The organism is Kribbella sp. NBC_00482 (genome assembly GCF_036013725.1).
Lineage (GTDB): Bacteria > Actinomycetota > Actinomycetes > Propionibacteriales > Kribbellaceae > Kribbella.
In genome coordinates, this window is the sequence record NZ_CP107881.1 from 8,634,752 (window position 1) to 8,654,087 (window position 19,336).

Sequence of the window (19,336 nt, forward strand, 5' to 3'; positions counted from 1 at the left end):
AAGCCGTTGTGGAGTTTGTCGAAGAGGTCGTCGACGCGGGCTCGGTGGTCCTCGGCGACCTCATCTGGGGTTTCGCCGGCCATCAGGCGCCGGGCGGTTCCGGTGAGGACCGTGGTGTAGCCGGCGATCAGGAACGCGGCGCCGGCCTGCGCGTCGTCGGAGTCGTTGCCGGAGTCAACGTACTGCGGGGGCTCCCGAAGAACCGCACCACGATCGGCGCCGCCCTCACCGACACCGCGACAGAGGTGACGTCCGGCGCCGGCATCGCCATCACCGGCACGATCCTCGCCACGATGTTCACCGGCCCCATCACCACCCCGAACTGGACCACCCACCAAACCACCCAGTTCCACCAAGCCACCACAACAGCCGGCCTGACCCTCACCGCGCTAGCCGCCGCACTAGTTGCCTACGGCATCGTCCGCAGCCGGAACTGAGCACCCCCGCCGGGGACGCGGGACAGGCTATTGCCTATCCCCGGTCACCGGCGCGTATGCCGTCATGGCGCAACACAAAACACCCCCGCCTGGTGAGGCAGGCGGAGGTGTGTCTTTTGTGGTGGTGGCTCAGAACTCCGAGCCGGCGGGCAGGTCAGGGGTGGACGGGTCGTCCGGGTCGGACGGGCCGGCGGCGAGGCCGAGTTCGGCGACGCTTGCCAAGCCGGCGTGGTTCGGGACGACGCGGACCGTGTAGCCGAACGGGCCGGTGCGGTCCAGCTTCAGCTCGCCCTCGTACCGGTGCCGGTTGCCCTCGTACGTCTCGGCCAGCGACAGCGTGGCGCGGACCGGGTCCGCGATCTCGTCGTTGGTGTCGACGCGACCGTGCAGCACCTCGACGCAGATGTCGGTCGGGGCGAGGTCGCCGAGCGCCGCGAAGGCGCGGATCCCGACGGTCGTGCCCAGCTGCGGTACGTCGCCGAGGCCCTCGAGCTCCACGTGGTCGACCCGGATCTGCGGCCACGCCGCCCGGACCTTCTTCTTCCACGCGGCCAGTTCGCGCGCGCCGTCGTACGTCGAGTTGAGAGCCCGGGACGACTGCGCCGCCGGCACGTACAGTTGCTCGACGTAGTCCTTGACCATCCGGGTGGCGAGCACCTTCGGGCCGAGCTCCTTGATCGTGTGCCGCAGCATCTCGATCCAGCGGGTCGGCACGTCACCGTCGTAGAAGCGTGGTGCGACCTGCTTCTCGATCAGGTCGTACAGCGCGTGCGCCTCGAGGTCGTCGCGGCGGTCGGTGTCCTCGATCCCCTCGGCGGACGGGATCGCCCAGCCGAACTCGTCGTCGTACCACTCGTCCCACCACCCGTCGCGGATGGACAGGTTGAGGCCGCCGTTGAGCGCGGCCTTCATCCCGGACGTGCCGCACGCCTCGTACGGGCGGAGCGGGTTGTTCAGCCAGACGTCGGTGCCCGGGTACATCGGCTGCGCGAGCGCGATGTCGTAGTCCGGCACGAACACGATCCGGTGCCGCACCTCCGGGTCGTCGGCGAAGCGGACCATCTCCTGGATCAGCTTCTTGCCGCCCTCGTCGTGCGGGTGCGCCTTACCGGCGATCACGATCTGCACCGGACGCTCCGGGTGCAGCAGCATCGCCTTCAGCCGCTCCGGGTCGCGCAGCATCAGCGTCAGCCGCTTGTACGACGGAACCCGCCGGGCGAAGCCCATCGTCAGGACGTCCGGGTCGAGGATCGAGTCGACCCAGCCGAGCTCCGCCTCGCTGGCGCCGCGGTTGATCCAGGACTGCCGCACCCGCGCACGGGTGTCGTCGATGAACCGCTGCCGGAGCAGCCGCTTGGTCTCCCAGATCTGCGCGTCGGTGGTCTTGTCCAGACCCTCGAACACCGAGTCGCCGTCGGCGGTGTAGTTCGCGTACGTCAGGTCGTGCACCTCACGCGCCACCCACGTCGGCGCGTGCACGCCGTTGGTGATCGAGGTGATCGGCACGTCGACCGAGTCGAAGCTCGGCCACAGTCCCGCGAACATCCCGCGGCTGACCACACCGTGCAGCTTCGACACGCCGTTCGCGCGCTGGGCCAGCCGCAGCCCCATGATCGCCATGTTGAACAGCGCCGGGTCGCCGCCCTCGAAGTCCTCGGCGCCGAGCTCGAGGATCCGGTCGACCGGGACCTCCGGGCCGAACACGTCCGGCGAGAAGTGCTGCTGGATCAGCTCGACCGGGAACCGGTCGATACCGGCCGGGACCGGGGTGTGGGTGGTGAACACGGTGCCGCCGCGGTTGACCTCGAGCGCGGTGTCGAAGTCGAGATCCTTGTCGGCGGCGAGCTCGCGGATCCGCTCGATGCCGAGGAAGCCGGCGTGCCCCTCGTTGGTGTGGAACACCTCGGGCGCCGCGTGGCCGGTGATCCGGCAGTACGTACGGACCGCGCGGACACCGCCGACGCCGAGCAGGAGCTCCTGGAGCAGCCGGTGCTCGGTCGTGCCGCCGTACAGCCGGTCGGTCACCTCGCGCTCCGACGGCTCGTTCTCCTCGATATCGGAGTCGAGCATCAGCAGCGGCACCCGGCCGACCTGGGCGACCCAGATCTGCGCGTGCAGCTCGCGGTTGCCGGGCAGCGTCAGGGTCACGGTCGCCGGCGCGTCACCATCCCGGAGCAGGCTGATCGGCAGCCCGTCCGGGTCCACCAGGGGGTAACGCTCCTGCTGCCAGCCCTCACGGTTCAGCGACTGCGCGAAGTAGCCGTGCCGGTACAGCAGGCCGACGCCGATCAGCGGTACGGCGAGGTCGCTGGCCGCCTTCAGGTGGTCACCGGCAAGGATGCCCAGACCGCCCGAGTACTGCGGGAGCACGTGGGTGATGCCGAACTCCGGGGAGAAGTACGCGACCGCGTCGAGCGGCGAACCGCCCGCGGTCTGGAACCACCGGTCTTCGGTCACGTAGCTGTCCAGGTCGGCTACGGCAAGTTCCAGCCGGCGCAGGAAAGCATGGTCGTTGGCCAGCTCGTCGAGCCGGGCCGCCGGGACCTCGCCGAGCAGCTTGACCGGGTCACCGCCGGTGCTCCGCCACAGCTGCGGGTCCACGGCCTCGAAGACGTCCTGCGTCTCCGGGTGCCAGGCCCAGCGGAGGTTGTTCACCAGGGTTCCCAGGCCGGTCAGCGGCTCGGGCAGGACAGGGCGGACGGAGAATCGTCGTATCGCTCGCACCGGGACACCGTACCGGCCCAGGGGCCGCAGAACACCTTCGGGATGCATCGATCTTGCAACGCGAGCAAGAATTTGCAGCTCTGCATGTCACGGACAGGTGCTGGGAACCGATAACGTCAGCAGTGCAGTTCCCGACGTACTTACCCAACCGCCGGATTCACAATCCGACGGTTCCTCTATCGGAGAGTGAAGGTTCGTCTACGCCATGACTGGGCGCATCCCGATCACCGACGTCACCCCGACCGTCGACGCCGGAGCTTATCCGGCGAAGTCCGCGGTCGGCGAGACGTTCACCATCGCAGCCACGGTCTTCCGCGAGGGCCATGACGCGGTGAACGCGAACGTCGTACTGACCTCGCCGTCGGGACAGACCAGACGGATGCTGATGGCCCCTGTCGGTCAGGGCAGCGACCGCTGGACCGTCGACGTGACGCTGCAGGAGCAGGGCGCGTGGACGTTCGCGGTCGAGGGCTGGAGCGACCCGTACGGGACCTGGCGGCACAACGCCGAGATCAAGATCCCGGCCGGCCTGGACGTCGACCTGATGTTCGCGGAGGGCGCCGCGTTCTTCGACCGCGCGGCCGCCGGCGTGCCACCCGCCGTACGGGCGGATCGCGGCACACTGAGCGATGCGGCGCACGCACTGGCGAACGGTGCACTGCCGCCGGAGGCGCGGTTGGCCGCGGGCATTTCCCCGCAGGTACGGGCGGCGCTCGGTCGCTACCCGGTGCGCGAGCTGATCACCTCCTCCGAGACGTACCCGGTGTGGGTCGACCGGACCCGCGCGCTGTACGGCAGCTGGTACGAGTTCTTCCCGCGCTCCGAGGGTGCGGCGTACGACGAAGAATCCGGTGAGTGGAAGTCCGGCACCTTCCGCACCGCGGCGAAGCGGCTCGAAGCGGTCGCGAAGATGGGCTTCGACATCCTCTACGTGCCGCCGATCCACCCGATCGGCCACTCGTTCCGCAAGGGCCCGAACAACACCCTCGACCCGAAGCCGGGCGACCCGGGCTCGACCTGGGCGATCGGCTCCGAGGACGGCGGCCACGACGCGATCCACCCGGAGCTCGGCACCTTCGAGGACTTCGAGTACTTCGTCGGCCGGGCCCGTGAGGTCGGCCTCGAGGTCGCGATCGACCTGGCCCTGCAGGCCTCGCCGGACCACCCGTGGGTGAAGGAACACCCGAAGTGGTTCTCGGAGCGCGCCGACGGCTCGATCGCGTACGCCGAGAACCCGCCGAAGAAGTACCAGGACATCTACCCGATCAACTTCGACAACGACCCCGAAGGCATCTACGCCGAAGTACTGCGGATCGTCCGGCTGTGGATCTCCAAGGGCGTCACGGTGTTCCGGGTCGACAACCCGCACACCAAGCCGGTCAACTTCTGGGAGTACCTGCTCGGCGAGATCCGCAAGACCGACCCGGACGTGGTGTTCCTGTCCGAGGCGTTCACCCGGCGGCCGATGATGCAGGAGCTGGCGAAGGTCGGGTTCCACCAGTCGTACACGTACTTCACCTGGCGCAACGAGAAGTGGGAGCTGGAGGAGTACCTGGAGGAGCTGACCAAGGAGACCGGTCACTTCCTGCGGCCGAACTTCTTCGTGAACACGCCGGACATCCTCACGGCGTACCTGCAGTACGGCGGTCCCGGCGCGTTCAAGATCCGCGCGGCGATCGCGTCGACGTCGTCACCGGCCTGGGGCGTGTACGCCGGGTACGAACTGTTCGAGCACGTCGCGCTGCGGCCCGGCTCGGAGGAGTACCTGGACACCGAGAAGTTCCAGCTCCGCCCGCGGGACTGGGAGGCCGCGGAGGCCGAGGGCCGTTCGCTCGCGCCGTACCTGACGCTGCTGAACAACATCCGCCGGCGGCACCCGTCGCTCCAGCAGCTGCGCAACCTGACGCTGCACTCGGTCGATGACGAAGCGATCATGTGCTACTCGAAGCGCTCCACCGCCCCCGACGGCCACAGCGACACCGTCATCGTCGTCGTCAACACCGACCCGCACTCGGTCCGCGAGTCGCAGGTCCACCTCGACATGGCCGCCCTCGGCATGCGCCCCGAAGACACCTTCACCGTGTACGACGAAATCACCGGCGCCACCTGGCGCTGGGGCCAACAGAACTACGTAAAACTAGACCCCAACGGCGAACCAGCCCACATCCTCGCCGTCCGCCGCGGCCAAGCCTAGAGCGCGACTGTTTCCGGGGAAGGTGGATCAGACCCGCGCGGTGCTACGCACGGCTCCTCCGTCGCCGAGCTACGCGCCGCTCCCACCCACCCCCGGGCTAGCGCCCGGACCTCCAGCTGCCGGCTGGCGCCGGCGAGTTGCTCGCTCCGCTCGCGAAGCGACAGCTACGCCGGTGCCGCCTCGCCGCACAACTGATCCGGAGCGGAGCGTGTGCCCACGCCCACCTCTCGCAGAGAATCAAGCGCCTTGAAGCCCGCTTGTGCCCCAGGCTCCGCAACGCTACCAAGCGTCTGCGAACCGGGCGCACATCTCGACTCATGCAGGACGGGTTCGACGGAGCATCGCAGTGAACCATGTCCGCTGCACCCATCGGAGGGCAGACGACGTCTGGGCCAGAGCTGACGTACTGCCGGCGCAGACGAAGGGAGAAAGGGTCGAGCCGCCCAGCAGACCGATGGCTGGGGCTGCTCCAACGCGGCTCCTCAGGAGCCCGGCATCAGCGCAATCTGCTCGAAGACCCACTCCCATCGGAAGTTCTTGACGGCGCCGGTGCCGGAGTTGATTGGTGTCACGGACTCAGGCGAGCCGTCTTGAGGATCCACGATCCGGATGCCTGAGCGGCGGAGCACCGCGAGCGAGGCGGCCCACGCCGGGTGGTTGGTCAACTCCTGACTGGCATACGGAACGGCGACCGTAGGAGTCTGGGAGCCAAGGGCCGCGCAGAGTGTCGTCAGTGGGTACGAGTACGCGTTCCCGGTTGCCCACGCGTTCAGGGTGTGGAAGGTCGCCGGAACTACCGCCACGGCGTCAGCCGTCGGCGTGCGGCGAGGCTCAGTCGGCTTGCGATTCCCGACGACAACGGGGGCGTCAGCCAGATCTTGGTCCGGCAGCCAAGGAATCGCGGCGTCGGTGGGAATGACATAAGGATCCCAGCCCCGGGCACGCGCCGCTCGCACTCCGTCACCTAGACGAGAGGCCAGCGGCGCGCCGCACACAACAAGAAGTAGGGCACCTTTACTCACGCAGGACCACCTGTCAGAGCCAGCAGGGGCGAGTAGGACAGAGCATGCAAAGGCGACAACAGATCACAGTTGTACGCCGACCCAATGGGCGTAGCCGATGAGGCTGTCGGTTGCATGGCGGCTAGCATGCACCAGGCTGGCAATGGTTTCCCGGACACTCGGGTGGTATCTGGTCTTCTGCGGCGCGATCCGCCGCGCCAACTGGAGCGAGTTCATCGCGCCCTCGTTGTCGCCGGTCAAGAGCCGTGCCCGCGCTGTGTCGATGTGATGGTGGCCTATCCGATCAGGCGGATAGCCCGCGGGCACACGGACGAGCTCGGCGAGCTCGGCTGCGTTGCCGTGGTTGCCGAGTTCCATCTCGACGGCCGCTGTGTGGATCGCGACATTCGTTGCGCCGAACGACATCGCGCCGGCGTAGCCGGTTGCCAGATCGTTGCCGGTCACCTCACGGCCAAGCACATCCGCCAGGTGCCGGGCTTCGGCGACTTCTCCTCGTGCGGTGTCCGCATCGGCTTGACGCGTCGCGAGAATGGCGGCACGCAATCGCAGATTGCCGGCCGCGCATACGGCTACAGGATCAGCCGCACGGACGCCTGCGTCGATGTCGGCAAGGGCGGTTTGGATGATCCGGTGGCCAAGCTCGTGGCGGCCTGTGGTGAACGTCGAGTACGCACGCATGTAGCGATAGGTCGCAACCTGGTAGGGATCGCCACATCGAGATGCGGAGAAATCCATGCGGGCGAGGAGCAGCGACACAAGATCCACCAGACCGAGGGCATAAGCCACATCCGCAGCCGAGCGGTACAGCTGCACGAGAAGGTGATGCGCTTGTTCGGCGTGGTGGCCGGCCAGCGTCTGCGAGAGCTGCACCAGCTCGTCGATCAAAGCAGGACTTCGGCCGAGAATGCGTGCGTACTGCGCGTCGCGCCGGGCGAGCACCATGTCACGGACGTCCGGCCGGATCTCCGCGAGCGTGCGCGCGGGAGAATCATCGAGAGTGAGATCGAAGTTCTCCAAGGACGCCCGCAGATCGTTGAGCGGGCCGGACAGTCGATCTTCACTCTGTTCCTCGATGAACGGCTGACCGGTCAGGTGCGTGACCGGAATTGCCATCGCTTTCGCACACGCAGCCAGAAACGACTGCGAAGCCGGCTTGGAGCCAACCTCAACCTTGGTCAGAAGGCTGTGGGACACGTTGGCCCGTGCCGCGAGGCCACGCTGGGTCAGCCGATTCAGCCGGCGATACGCGGCAATTCGCGCACCGGTGCTCAGCCTGCGCTCTGACATTCCGTGTCTCCGCTTCCGGCCGCTGTTCATCCAGATCGAACGATACCTACGCCCTCGCAGCGGCGCTCGCTGAGCGTGCCGAGTGTTGCACCAAGTGTGCAACCCAGCAGGTTCGCCGCTCACAACAATTGATTACACAGCGCGACCGATCCAGAGAGGTTGAGGGACATGCACGTTGGTGCGGTGACCACAGGCGGCTCGGCCGGACACATCGCATGTCCACGCCGGTTCGTACTACGTCGCGCCGTCGATGTGACCGGAGTCAGCGGCACCGGCGACGTGGCGGAGGGAATCGAGTGGTCGGACGGGACTGTGGCGCTGCGGTGGCGCGGGAAGTGGGCTACCACGGTCGTGTGGGACTACGGCCTCGACGCTCTCCTCGCAGTGCACGGCCACAACGGTTCCACCGTCGTACGGTGGCTCGACGCCGACCGCCCGGTCTGATCGACCCTTCGGTTCGATGGCCGAGCAGGAACTCTGGCGCGTACAACTGTGGCTCGGCGAGTACTTGGCCGAGGAGTACATCGTCCCGACACCACTCGCAGAGCAGTACGCGCACGTCATCACCCTCCGGATCCACGGCTGACCGGGCCGACACCTGCGATGTCAGCAAATCACCGACACCGCAGCCCAGAAGCCGGCCGGCGCGGGACGAGATAGCGAGTCCGTTCTGGGCCGGCCGTTCCAAACCCCCACCGATATTGGAGATTCACCATGAGCAACGAGATGAGCGCAGTTCCGTTCGGCGTCCGTCACCTGGCTTCCGGTCCGGACACAGCGCCGATGGAACTGCCGATGACCTACAGCGCCAACCTCCAGTTGAACGTGTCCGCGACCGGCAATCCGTACCACGCGATCGCCGCGGCGCTGCCGGAAACGAACACCGAGACGCCGATCCCCGACGGCCAGCGGCCAGGATCTGACACATCGACCGACAACTACTGACGATGGGGACCGTCCTGGTGCTGACCGGTAGCGACGATCTGACGGCCGACGCTGTCATCGACGAGCTGGCCAGGCGGAATGCATCGGTCGTTCGGTACGACACCTCCGACTTCCCGCAGTCGTCCCGCGTAGCTGCCACCCTCGGGGCGAAAGGCTGGGAGGGCCAACTGACCGCCGATCGGTCGGTCGACCTCACAGCGGTCACTGCCGTGTGGTGGCGACGCCCCGCCGAGTTCAGTGTGCCGAGCGCGTGGCCGGACGAAGCGCGAGCGTTCGCAGTGTCGGAGGCGCGCGTCGGAGTACTCGGCGTACTGGGGTCTCTGCCGGTGCGATGGATCAATCATCCGGCGAAGGATTCGGCCGCGAACTACAAGCCGGTTCAGCTTGCTGTTGCAGCGCGCGCAGGGCTCGATGTACCGCGGACGATCATCACCTCGGATCCAGATCATGCGCATGAGTTCATCGGCGCCGACGAGGTCATCTACAAGGGCCTCAGCGGCGGCGTGCTCACGGCGGAACGGCGACATCGATACCTGCCGACCACGGTGCTCCGGGCCGATGAGATCGACACGAGCGTCACCGGCACTGCGCATCTGTTTCAAGAGCGAGTGCCCAAGCGGTGCGAAGTACGCCTGACCGTGATCGGGCAGCGGATGTTCCCGGTCGCAATCCATGCCGGTAGTGCAGCTGCAAGACTGGACTGGAGAACGGACTATCCGTCCCTCACCTACGGTCCGATCGAGCTTCCGGTTCAGGTGGAGAAGAGTGTCCGGTTACTCATGGACGAACTGGGCCTGTACTTCGGAGCGCTCGACTTCGCCGTGACCCCGGACGGCCGCTGGGTGTTCTTCGAAGTGAACCCGAACGGTCAATGGCACTGGCTCGCGGTCAAGGCCGGCGTACCGATGATCGAGGCAATGGCCGACGCCCTCCAAGGAAAGGACGATTGACTCCGTGACTGACTGGACCGAAGCCGCTCGCAAGCTCGCCGACGAAGTAACAGCAGCGGCACCCGAGTGGCACGACTCGGTCAGCTCCACACCTCGGCACCAATTGGTGCCGAGGTGGTGGGAGCCGATCCCCGACAGCTATCCGTTCGCCTGGGGACTCCGCACGCCACAACCGGACCAACCATGGGCAGAGGCATACGCCGACGAGACACTGGTGACCCGCGTGGGCGCACTCCACGCCGACAATGCAGACCTATCCGATCGTCCGACGGGTCTCCCGACGTCGTCCTCAACTCTGCCCGGGTTGATCGTGCGGATGCTGCACTTGCTCGACCCGCACGAACAGGACCAGGTACTGGACGTCGGGACCGGCTCCGGCTACTCCGCCGCCCTCCTCGCACATCGCCTCGGCGACAAGCAGGTGACCAGCATCGACGTGGACCGCTACCTCGTCGCCGCCGCCCGCGAACGCCTCGCCGGCTTCGGCCGAACGCCACGCCTCGAGGTCGCCGACGCAACCGGCTCCCTGCCGGACGCCGGCTACGACCGCATGATCGCGACGGTCTCCGTCCGTCCCGTCCCGCCGGCATGGCTGGATGCTCTCCGCCCTGGCGGGAAGATCGTCACCACAATCACCGGCACCTCGCTCCTGATCAGCGCCGAGAAACACCCCGATGGAGTAGTCCGCGGCCGCGTCCAACCAGACCCAGCCACCTTCATGCGCACCCGCCGCGAGGCCGACTACCCAGCTCGGCTCGACCACGTATATGACGCCGCACGCGACCGGCCGGGCACCGAGACCCGCCAACTGACGGGACCGGTGCCCGATCTGTGGGGCGACTGGGAGCTGCGTTGCCTGTACGAGCTCGACAGCCCCGACATCGAGAACCGCTCCGCGACCCGCGACGACGGCAGCCAACTCCTGTGGCTCCTAGCAGCGGACGGATCTTGGGCACGCGCCGACAGTGAAAGCAGGACCGTCCGTCAAAGCGGTCCACGACGGCTATGGGACGACTTGGAGCGTGTCCAAGCCATCTGGACCGCCGCCGGGCGGTTCCCGCTCCACACCATGACCGTCGAGCTAGGGGCCGATCGGAGCGCCCTCCTCAGCCCCGACTGCACCTGGACACTTGAACTCTGACCAGCTGTAAATCCCTCGCTCCAGGTCCCACTGCTCCCTGGCGTGTTCCTGCCGACGAGACTACTGGCCGACAGCCACACAACCTACGTTAGCGGGCTTGACGTTGAGCATTTTATAGACGATTTACCACCCCCGTTCGGACGGATCTGAGGGCCGCCAACCGCTTGCCTGTTTGGGAACCGCCTGATGCCATCAGCTCGGATCCTCGCCGTTCATCCGGAGTCCGTCGAGGGCTGGCTCTGCCCCAGCAAGATCCATATCAGCCTATGCCAGGGCCTACAACCGGGGAGAGAATCCCTGGTGCTCGTCACCTGGTGAGCGGCGGCAGAGCCCTGCGCGACTCCGGGCGAAAGGACCCCTTACCGATCCGACGGCCGCGAATTAGAAAGGTCCCATTCTCGCATGTCGTTGAAGCCGTCACAGGGGCCGAGGTCGGCGTCGCAATTGAGGCTCATGTGTTTCGCAGCATGGCGCACCAACTCATCGTCTCCCGCCATGCTCACATCCTTCGTCATCTCAACGATGCGAGCCTGAGGGTACCGAGGACGCGCCACCAAGGACGCCTCTCCCAGCCTGACATCGCGGGCATTGGCGCGCGCTTCTGACATGTACATCTCGCCCACACTGTGCTCGCAGTTAACGGCCGCACACAGGGTGCACTCGTCATCCGCATCGCGCCGCGCCGTCTTCGGATAGACACGGCCCATCTGATGGTCGCAGTCTTCGACAAGACAGCCGCAGATCGAGCACTCGAAATCGCTGACAACGCCCACGGAGACGCCCATTCTGAGATGCGACAAATTGATCGGGCAGTCAGTCCAGAACTCATCGTCTCGGAGAACGATGGGGCAACCGAACAACCCACGCTTCACAAATGCGGCGCGATGGATCGCACGATGGGCGTCCTCTCGCAGAGGATGATCCTCGAGGTAGTTCAGAGCGGCGACGGCTGCTGACACGGCCCTCTTGATGTGCGGCTCTATAGCTTCAATGGTCGACCGATCCAACCGGTTCGCGTAGTCCATCCACTCTGCACGCTTTTGACGCTGGATGCGCCGCCGAGCAAGGTCGTCTTTCTCAGTCAATGGGAACGGCAGAGTGGGCATGAGGTCCGCACGGTCCCCGAGCAGACTGAGCACCTCCGCGTAGGCATCCGAGGAATCTCTCAAAGATTCACGTCCGTGATGGTCCAGGAAGCGCTCGCGGATCGGCCCACCCGATGGGGGAATGGGACCGTACTCCAAGAGCATCATCCTGAAACTGAGCCCTCTATCTATCCCCATCGAGCCTCTTTTCTTCCGCGCCCGCACCGCGATGAAGCTCCTTCAGCGCCTCTAGGACATCTGATCCGCTGCCCTCGATCTGGTAGGTCTTGCCGGTCTCGGTCTCAGCTACCCAAACTCGCAGTGGAAGACTCTCTGCTTCATCGGTGCTCCAGCCCTGTTGCTCCGACCGACGCGCGATGTACAGACTGACGGTCAGGATGAGCCAGTCGCTCGCCATCGTTAGCAGGCAGAGTCCAAGCGACCACATCTCGGGATCGGTGCTGAACTCTTGGAGGTACTGCCGTCTGCCTTCTGGCAGCGAAAATTCCACCGGCAGACCATTTGCTCGCGCTGCCTTGGGCAGGTAGCGCACATTGTCGGGATAACAGAGCTCGATAGCGCCGTCGTCGTCTCTTGGACCTACAGAACGCGTCGGGATCACATAGACCTTGCCAGCCTCGACAGACACCGGCAGCGAGCCAGGCAACGGTGTCCACTCATTCGCCGTAACACGGGCAGTCATAATCAAACGATAGCGACGCAGGCCGCTGTCGCGCGCGGCCCGACCAACCGCTCAACCTTGAAGCGCCTCAGGGCTGTGCGTCAGGATCGAATGCCTGCAAGAACGCTACGCGGACCAGCGCGATCCGTAGAGCCTCGATTTGCGTTACCGCCAGAACTTCTCGCCAGCAGATGCGTGAACGTCGTCGGGCATTCCTGCCCGACATGACAGGTGGACCGGCGGCGCGGGGTGGTCGCACGCGAGCGCCAGCTCGCAACTCGCCGGCGGCAGCCGGCAACAAATGCACCGCGCCAAGCGGGGGTGGGTGGGAGCGCGCGGAGCTGCCGCGGTGAGGAGCGGAGCGACGAACGTCGCGGCTGCGTAGCGCGCGTGGGCTCCTTAAAGCGGGACGGTCTCCGGGTACTTCAGGCCGGCGCCGGTGTTGAGGGCTACTACCTGGTCGTTGGCTTGGATCCAGTTGGACTCGCGGAGGGCTCGGATGGCGGCGAAGTTGGCGGCGCCTTCGGGGCAGATGAAGGCGCCTTCCATCCGGGCTACTTGATGTTGTTCGGCGAGGATGTCCTCGTCGTCGACGGCGATTGCGCAGCCGTTGGTTTCCGCGATCGCCTGTAGTACAAGGAAATCGCCGAGGGCCTTGGGCACGGTGATGCCGAAGGCAACTGTGTTGGCGCCCGCCCAGGGCTCGCTCTCGGGGAGACCCTTCTCCCACGCGCGGACGATCGGCGCGCAACCTGTCGATTGCACCGCGACGAGCCGCGGGAGCGGCCCGTCGATCCAGCCGAGGTCGCGGAGTTCGTTCAGGGCCTTCCAGATGCCGATGATGCCGACGCCGCCACCCGTCGGGTACACGATCACGTCCGGCAACTTCCAGCCGAGTTGTTCCGCGATCTCCAGGCCCATCGTCTTCTTGCCCTCGATCCGGTACGGCTCCTTCAGCGTCGACGCGTCGAAGTACCCGGACTGCTCCCGGATGTACGCCGCCGCGTCGCCGATCAGCCCGTCGATGAGCTGCAGCCGCGCGCCGACCGCGGTCACCTCGCGCCGGCAGATCTCCGGAGCGGCGATCGGCATCGCGATCAACGCCTCCATCCCGGCGCGCGCGGCGTACGCGGCCCACGCAGACCCGGCATTCCCGTTCGTCGGCATCGCGATCTTCCGTACGCCGACCTCGTACGCGCGCGACACACCGACGGCCGCACCGCGCGCCTTGAACGTCCCGGTCGGGATCAGCCCCTCGTCCTTCATCAAGAGCCGCTCGACCCCGAGCTCAGCGCCGTACCGCGGCAACGGCAGGAGCGGTGTCATCCCCTCCCCCAGCGTCACCACGTTCTCGGGCGACCGGACCGGCAACAGCTCGTGATATCGCCACAGATCGGTCGACCGACCTGCCAGATCAGCCTTCTTCAGCGAAGGTACGTCGTACCGCGCCAGCAGCGGCGATCCGCACGGGCACAGGCCGATGATCTGATCGGCGTCATGGGTGGCGCCACAGCGAGGACACTCGAGATGACTCAGCGCGGAGAAGGTCACGACAACAGAAACTACCCCGCGCGAACTACCCCGCGCGTAGATCGGTGATCATCGGGCGCTGGTGATCGGTGAGCCGGAACCCGATGCCGCGGACGGCGTCGATCGTGACCGTCGTACCGAGGTCGTCGAGCTTGCGGCGCAGGCGCTTCACCACCGAGTGCACGTCGGCGGTGCCGCGGATGTTCCGGTCCCGCCACACGGTGTGGTGCAGGGCGTCGTACGTCCAGACCCGCAGCGGCGCGGACATCAGCCGGCTGAGCAGCTCCTGCTCGAGGTCGGTCAACTGGATCTCGCGACCACGCCAGCGGGCGACCGAACGCGCCCGGTCGATGGTGAGTACGTCGGCCTCGGGGTCCTCGCCGGTCGTGCGGACAGCGGTGGCATCGGCCGCTTCGGGGTCCGGCGGCTCGGGCTGGCCGGGTGCGGCGGGAGGTGGTTGCTCAGCGGGAACCAGCAGTCTGCGCAGTTCGTCGAGGCTGGAGACCAGGAGCAGCGGTGCGACGTCGTCGACCAGTTCGGCCAGCCGAACGCGCTGCTCGGCTGAGGCCGCGACCGCGATGAGCAGCGGGAACGGTTCGGATCCGGCCGCGGTCAGATCGGCGTCACCTGGGGCGGGGACACGGGCGGTGACCATCTGGTCACGATGTCAACATCTGCCTCGGATCGTCAACGGAATGCCAACGTTTGCCCAGGTTGCTTCGATCGGCGCGACACCTAGTCACAAGTTGCTCACCAGGTGTGCTTGTTACCACGTTGTTCTGACACATAAGGTCCACGACAAGCTTGCGGTGTCACATGCCGCGACCTGGGGGGCACGAAGCGTTCATCTACGCCCTCCTGCAGCAAATGACTCGGGGGAGTCGACTCGGGGTCGTTTCAAGTGAGGGGCTGCAGAGATGTCACATCAACGAAAGGGACTCGCCAGATCACTGGTGGGTGCCCTCGCGACGGTGGCAGTCGTCGCAACCAGTCTGGCCGCCGCCGGCCAGGCCCAGGCTTCACCGCCCACCAAGCCGGAGGCAACACCGGCTTCCAAGATCAAGCCAGAACTGCTGGAGAAGCTGGACGGCAAGGACGCCAAGTCCGCGACGGACTACTGGGTCCGGTTCGCGGCCAAGGCCGATCTGACCGCCGCCAGCAAGATCACGAACTGGGACCAGCGCGGCAGCGCAGTGGCCGCCGCACTGAAGAAGGCCGCCGCGGACAGCCAGGCGAAGATCCGCGCCGAGCTGGACGCGCAGCACGTGAAGTACCAGTCCTTCTGGGGCACGAACGCGATCCGCATCGAGAGCGGCTCGCTCGAACTCGCCCAGAACCTGGCCGGTCACAGCGAGGTCGAGGGCCTGTACGCGCCCGTCCAGGTCGAGGTACCGAAGGTCACGCCGGGCCAGCAGGAGAAGGCGATCCAGGCCGTCGAGTGGGGCGTCGCCAACGTCAAGGCGAACCAGGTCTGGTCGCAGTACGGCGACAAGGGCGAGGGGATCGTCGTCGCCAACATCGACACCGGTGTGCAGTACGACCACCCGGCGCTGGTGAACCAGTACCGCGGCAACAACGGTGACGGCACCTTCAACCACAACTACAACTGGTTCGACGCGGCCGGCACCTCGCCGAACGCACCGTCCGACGGCAACGGCCACGGCACCCACACGATGGGCACCATGGTCGGCGACGACGGCGCGGGCAACCAGATCGGTGTCGCCCCGGGCGTGAAGTGGATCGCCGCGAACGGCTGCTGCCCGAGCGACGCCGCGCTGATCACCTCCGGCCAGTGGATGCTCGAGCCGACCGACCTCGCCGGGCAGAACCCGGATGCGAGCAAGCGGCCGAACGTCATCAACAACTCGTGGGGCTCGCAGCTGCCGTCGAACGACCCGTTCATGGAGGACATCACCCTGGCCTGGACCGCGTCCGGGATCTTCGGGACGTTCGCCAACGGCAACAGCGGTGAGGGCGGCTGCAACACGTCCGGCTCACCGGGCAGCCTGACGAGCAACTACTCGGCCGGCGCCTACGACATCAACAACAACATCGCGTCGTTCTCCGGCCGCGGCGTGGGTCAGGGCGGCACCATCAAGCCGAACATCTCGGCTCCGGGTGTCAACGTCCGCTCCAGCCTGCCGGGCAACACGTACGGCGCGTTCAACGGTACGTCGATGGCGACACCGCACCTGACGGCCGTCGTGGCCCTGCTGTGGTCGGCCTCGCCGTCCCTCAAGGGTGACGTCGCGGCCACGCGGGCGCTGCTCGACTCGACCGCGATCGACACGCCGAACAGCCAGTGCGGTGGTACCGACGCGAACAACAACGTCTTCGGTCAGGGCCGTCTGGACGCGCTGGCGCTCCTGAACGCGGCGCCGATCGGCGACACCGGCACGCTCTCCGGCACCGTCACCGCCGCCACCGGTGGTGCCGCTCTCGCCGGCGCCAGCGTGACGGTGAAGGCTGAGGGCCAGCCGGACAAGACGCTGACCACCAGCAGCAACGGCTCGTTCTCGTCCGTGCTGCCGGCCGGCGACTACAACCTGACGGTCGCGTCGTTCGGTTACGCGACGCAGACCGCCACCGCCACCATCACCACCGGTCAGACCACCACGAAGAACTTCGCCTTGGTGAGTACGCCGCAGGTGAGCGTCGGCGGCACCGTCACGGACGGCTCCGGCCACGGCTGGCCGCTGTACGCGAAGGTGACGGTCGAGGGCCCGGGTGGCGTGTTCGACTACACGACCCCGAGCAACGGCCGGTACAGCCTCAAGGTCCCGTCCGGTGCGGCGTACTCGCTCAAGGTCGAGTCGAAGTACCCGGGATACCAGGCCGTCAGCCAGCCGATCACGGTCGGCACCGGCAACCTGACGCAGAACATCGCCGTACCTGCCGACGGCACCTCGTGCAGCACCGCGCCCGGCTACAAGTGGGGCTCGGACGGCGTGTACGAGACCTTCGACTCCGGTGCCGCGCCGAGCGGCTGGACCGTCGTCGACAACAAGGGCAACGGTCAGGTCTGGAAGTTCGACGACCCGGGCAACCGGGGCAACCTGGCCGGCGGCAGCGGCAAGTTCGCGGTCGTGGACAGTGACGAGTACGGCGCCGGCGGGTCGCAGGACACCTTGCTGGTCAGCCCGGTCGTGGACCTGACCTCGGTCACCGCTCCGGTGATCCGGTTCAACCAGGACCTGAACTACCTCGGTGGTGAGAAGGCCGATGTCGACCTGTCGATCGACGGCGGCGCCACCTGGACCAACGTGCTCGCGCAGACCACCGACGCCCGTGGTGTCAAGGAGATCGCGATCCCGCAGGCGGCCGGCAAGTCCGCGGTCCAGGTCCGGTTCCACTACTTCGACGCGTCGTACGAATGGTGGTGGGAGGTCGACAACGTCCTCGTCGGCAGCCAGATCACCTGTGTTCCGACCGGCGGCGGCCTCGTCGTCGGCAACGTCAAGGACGCCAACACGAGCGGCTTCGTGAACGGCGCCGTCGTCACCCGTGACGGCAGCACCGAGTCCGCGACCACCGTGGCGACGCCCGAGGACACCGGTCTGAACGACGGCTTCTACTGGCTGTACTCGTCCGTGGACGGCGACCAGGGCTTCACCGCCAAGGCCGGCAACTACGTCAGCTCGACCGCGACCGTCGGGGTCGAGGCGGACTGGACCACCACGGCCGACTACACGCTGAAGGCCGGCCAGCTGGCCGTCACGCCGGGCGCTGTTTCCGGCAACCTGAAGCTGCCGACCGGAAAGGTGACCAAGTCGTTCAAGGTCACGAACACCGGCGGCGCGGCCGTCGACGTGAAGTTCGGTGAGAAGGACAGCGGTTTCGTCCTGCAGAACGCGAACGGATCGACGACGACCAAGGCCCAGGTGGAGAACGGGCCTGGCGCACCGCTGCAGCGGCTCGCCGTGGACACCTCGTTCGCCCGGATGCTGACCGGCAAGACCGGCGCAGCGCCGGCCGCCGCGAAGCCGATGGCGGCTCCGTGGGCCGACATCGCCGACTACCCGGCGACCGTGATGGACAACCGGGTGGTCAGCCTCGAGGGCAAGACGTACTCGATTGCCGGTGGCAACGGTAGTGCGTCGACCGGGAACAGCTACGTGTACGACCCGGCGACCCTCGCCTGGACCGCGATCGCCCCGCTGCCGGGTGCTCGCAACGCCATCAGCGTGGGTGTGATCGGCGGCAAGATCATCGCCAGCTCCGGCTGGGGACCGGCCGGCCCGGCGGCGGAGACCTGGTCCTACGACCCGGCCGCCAACGCCTGGACCGCACTGGCCGCCAACCCGGCCCCGCGGGCCGCGGCCGGTCAGGCCGTGCTCGACGGCAAGCTGTACGCCGTCGGCGGGTGCACCACCGCCAGCTGTCTGCCGATGAGCAACACGGTCGTCCGGTACGACGCCTCGGCGAACGCCTGGGAGACGCTGGCGAACTACCCGCAGTCGGTCGCGTTCGCGTCCTGCGGTGCCATCGACGGCAAGCTGTACTGCGCCGGTGGTAACGACGGTACGAACTCACTGAAGGCGGCGTACGTCTACGACCCGGGAGCCGACTCCTGGACCGCTATCGCGGACGCTCCGGCCGACCACTGGGCGGCGTCGTACGCCGTCGCGGGTGGGAAGCTCCTGATCGTCGGCGGTGTCCAGGCCGGTGCGGTCACCAACGCTGGGTTCTCGTACGACCCGTCGTCCGAGAGCTGGACCGCACTGCCGAACGCCAACCTGCCGCGGTACCGCGGTGGCGCGGCGTGTGGCTTCTACAAGATCGGTGGCTCGTCCGGCAGCTTCAACGCGACCGCGGACAGTGAGGCCCTGCCGGGTCTCGAGGACTGCTCCGAGTCGTCGGCGGACGTGAGCTGGATGTCCCTCGACCAGACCGAGGCCACCCTGGCCCCGGGACAGTCGACGACCGTCAAGGTGACGCTCTCCGCGAGCGTCGACCAGCCCGGCACCTACAGCGGTGCCGTGACGATCGGCGAGAACACCCCCTACACGGTCGCTCCGGTCGGCGTGACGATGGTCGTCACCCCGCCCACCACGTGGAGCAAGCTGCAGGGCACCGTCACGGGCGTCAGCTCGTCCGGCGCCTCCGCCGCCCTCCCGGGCGCGATCGTGCAGGTGGACTCGTGGGCCCAGTCCTACACCTTCATCACCGACAACAACGGTAAGTACGCCTACTGGCTCGACCGTCGCAACAACCCGCTCAGCCTGATCGCCGCGAAGGACGGCTACAAGCCCCAGACCCGCACCACCAAGCTGGTCGCAGGCACCCCCGTCACCGAAGACTTCGCCCTGAAGTCGATCAAGTAAGCACCTAGCAAGAAG

15 protein-coding genes are annotated in these 19,336 nt (G+C 67.0%); 8 read left to right on the plus strand and 7 right to left on the minus strand.

Annotated elements, in window-relative coordinates; translation table 11 throughout:
• The first annotated feature begins 8 nt into the window (after positions 1-8).
• Entirely contained in the window at positions 9-437 is a 429-nt protein-coding gene (locus tag OHB24_RS41550; protein ID WP_327636467.1) for a hypothetical protein, read from the plus strand.
• 129 nt (positions 438-566) lie between these two features.
• Here OHB24_RS41550 and glgP read toward each other — a convergent pair whose 3' ends face one another.
• Positions 567-3,161: an alpha-glucan family phosphorylase gene (gene glgP / locus OHB24_RS41555; RefSeq protein WP_327636468.1), complete on the minus strand. Its 2,595-nt coding sequence runs from the start codon at positions 3,159-3,161 to the stop codon at positions 567-569.
• 205 nt (positions 3,162-3,366) lie between these two features.
• Between glgP and OHB24_RS41560 the strand changes: the two genes are divergently transcribed.
• Positions 3,367-5,355 (plus strand): maltotransferase domain-containing protein, encoded by a 1,989-nt coding sequence (locus OHB24_RS41560; protein WP_327636469.1) that lies wholly within the window; start codon positions 3,367-3,369, stop codon positions 5,353-5,355.
• Positions 5,356-5,837: 482 nt separating this feature from the next.
• Here the strand turns inward: OHB24_RS41560 and OHB24_RS41565 are convergent, their stop codons facing one another.
• The gene (locus tag OHB24_RS41565) at positions 5,838-6,377 is read right to left on the minus strand and encodes a flavoprotein (protein WP_327636470.1); all 540 of its coding nucleotides are present in this window, start codon (positions 6,375-6,377) and stop codon (positions 5,838-5,840) included.
• Between the two features lie 63 nt (positions 6,378-6,440).
• Positions 6,441-7,664, minus strand: a complete 1,224-nt coding sequence (locus tag OHB24_RS41570; protein WP_327636471.1) for a helix-turn-helix domain-containing protein — start codon at positions 7,662-7,664, stop codon at positions 6,441-6,443.
• A 168-nt stretch (positions 7,665-7,832) separates the two neighbouring features.
• Between OHB24_RS41570 and OHB24_RS41575 the strand changes: the two genes are divergently transcribed.
• The 5 genes from OHB24_RS41575 (at position 7,833) to OHB24_RS41595 (ending at position 10,700) form a co-directional block, all read left to right on the plus strand.
• Complete coding sequence (locus tag OHB24_RS41575) at positions 7,833-8,108, plus strand: hypothetical protein (protein ID WP_327636472.1); 276 nt, start codon at positions 7,833-7,835, stop codon at positions 8,106-8,108.
• A gap of 16 nt (positions 8,109-8,124) precedes the next feature.
• A complete protein-coding gene (locus tag OHB24_RS41580) occupies positions 8,125-8,250 on the plus strand; it encodes a hypothetical protein (protein ID WP_327636473.1) in 126 nt (41 codons plus the stop codon).
• Positions 8,251-8,378: 128 nt separating this feature from the next.
• Positions 8,379-8,609, plus strand: a complete 231-nt coding sequence (tgmA, locus tag OHB24_RS41585) for a putative ATP-grasp-modified RiPP (RefSeq protein WP_131498790.1) — start codon at positions 8,379-8,381, stop codon at positions 8,607-8,609.
• 2 nt (positions 8,610-8,611) lie between these two features.
• Entirely contained in the window at positions 8,612-9,559 is a 948-nt protein-coding gene (gene tgmB / locus OHB24_RS41590; RefSeq protein ID WP_327636474.1) for an ATP-grasp ribosomal peptide maturase, read from the plus strand.
• 4 nt (positions 9,560-9,563) lie between these two features.
• Positions 9,564-10,700 (plus strand): methyltransferase domain-containing protein, encoded by a 1,137-nt coding sequence (locus OHB24_RS41595; protein ID WP_327636475.1) that lies wholly within the window; start codon positions 9,564-9,566, stop codon positions 10,698-10,700.
• 359 nt (positions 10,701-11,059) lie between these two features.
• On the opposite strand, the gene OHB24_RS41600 is transcribed toward OHB24_RS41595, so the two are convergent.
• The 4 genes from OHB24_RS41600 to OHB24_RS41615 all read right to left on the minus strand — a co-directional run bounded on the left by OHB24_RS41600 (position 11,060) and on the right by OHB24_RS41615 (position 14,652).
• Positions 11,060-11,953 (minus strand): hypothetical protein, encoded by an 894-nt coding sequence (locus tag OHB24_RS41600; RefSeq protein WP_327636476.1) that lies wholly within the window; start codon positions 11,951-11,953, stop codon positions 11,060-11,062.
• Between the two features lie 16 nt (positions 11,954-11,969).
• A complete protein-coding gene (locus OHB24_RS41605; RefSeq protein ID WP_327636477.1) occupies positions 11,970-12,488 on the minus strand; it encodes a hypothetical protein in 519 nt (172 codons plus the stop codon).
• A 378-nt stretch (positions 12,489-12,866) separates the two neighbouring features.
• The gene (locus tag OHB24_RS41610; protein WP_327636478.1) at positions 12,867-14,018 is read right to left on the minus strand and encodes a threonine synthase; all 1,152 of its coding nucleotides are present in this window, start codon (positions 14,016-14,018) and stop codon (positions 12,867-12,869) included.
• 25 nt (positions 14,019-14,043) lie between these two features.
• Entirely contained in the window at positions 14,044-14,652 is a 609-nt protein-coding gene (locus OHB24_RS41615; protein ID WP_327636479.1) for a winged helix-turn-helix domain-containing protein, read from the minus strand.
• Positions 14,653-14,968: 316 nt separating this feature from the next.
• On the opposite strand from OHB24_RS41615, the gene OHB24_RS41620 reads away from it, so the two are divergent.
• Positions 14,969-19,321, plus strand: a complete 4,353-nt coding sequence (locus OHB24_RS41620) for a S8 family serine peptidase (RefSeq protein WP_327636480.1) — start codon at positions 14,969-14,971, stop codon at positions 19,319-19,321.
• The last annotated feature ends 15 nt before the right edge of the window (positions 19,322-19,336 follow it).

Excerpts from the sequence above, each read along its gene's own strand:
- OHB24_RS41575 (WP_327636472.1), top strand. The coding sequence starts at position 7,833 with ATGCACGTTGGTGCGGTGACCACAGGCGGCTCGGCCGGACACATCGCA.
- OHB24_RS41580 (WP_327636473.1), top strand. The coding sequence starts at position 8,125 with ATGGCCGAGCAGGAACTCTGGCGCGTACAACTGTGGCTCGGCGAGTAC.
- OHB24_RS41560 (WP_327636469.1), top strand. The coding sequence starts at position 3,367 with ATGACTGGGCGCATCCCGATCACCGACGTCACCCCGACCGTCGACGCC.
- OHB24_RS41605 (WP_327636477.1), bottom strand. The coding sequence starts at position 12,488 with ATGACTGCCCGTGTTACGGCGAATGAGTGGACACCGTTGCCTGGCTCG.
- OHB24_RS41570 (WP_327636471.1), bottom strand. The coding sequence starts at position 7,664 with ATGTCAGAGCGCAGGCTGAGCACCGGTGCGCGAATTGCCGCGTATCGC.
- tgmA (WP_131498790.1), top strand. The coding sequence starts at position 8,379 with ATGAGCAACGAGATGAGCGCAGTTCCGTTCGGCGTCCGTCACCTGGCT.
- OHB24_RS41600 (WP_327636476.1), bottom strand. The coding sequence starts at position 11,953 with ATGATGCTCTTGGAGTACGGTCCCATTCCCCCATCGGGTGGGCCGATC.
- tgmB (WP_327636474.1), top strand. The coding sequence starts at position 8,612 with ATGGGGACCGTCCTGGTGCTGACCGGTAGCGACGATCTGACGGCCGAC.
- OHB24_RS41615 (WP_327636479.1), bottom strand. The coding sequence starts at position 14,652 with ATGGTCACCGCCCGTGTCCCCGCCCCAGGTGACGCCGATCTGACCGCG.